The 211-nt window shown below is 74.4% G+C and carries 1 protein-coding gene; it reads left to right on the top strand.

Annotated features, from left to right (window positions below; genetic code table 11):
- On the top strand, positions 1-211 hold a 211-nt coding region (locus tag I8J34_RS24550), incomplete at both ends, for a hypothetical protein (RefSeq protein WP_214364236.1).

Here is a 211-nt window from a genome sequence, read left to right as displayed (position 1 = left end):
CGGGCCAAGCCGATGGCGACCGCACCGTGGCCGAGACCGACGGCCCGATGCCCGGCGCCTTCACCATCGGCGCCCCGGCCGGGCTGCAAAGCCTCACGGTCGGCGGCACCGTGGTCAGCGAAGCCGAGCTGGGTGCCCTGGGCACCACCCCGGTCAGCATCAACACCGGCGAGGGCACGCTCGTGCTCACCGGCTTCAACCCGGCCACCGG

Source organism: Denitromonas iodatirespirans, assembly GCF_018524365.1.
GTDB lineage: Bacteria > Pseudomonadota > Gammaproteobacteria > Burkholderiales > Rhodocyclaceae > Nitrogeniibacter > Nitrogeniibacter iodatirespirans.
The sequence above is the reverse complement of the archived record's forward strand: the minus strand, read 5'-3'. Positions and strand labels throughout refer to the sequence as shown.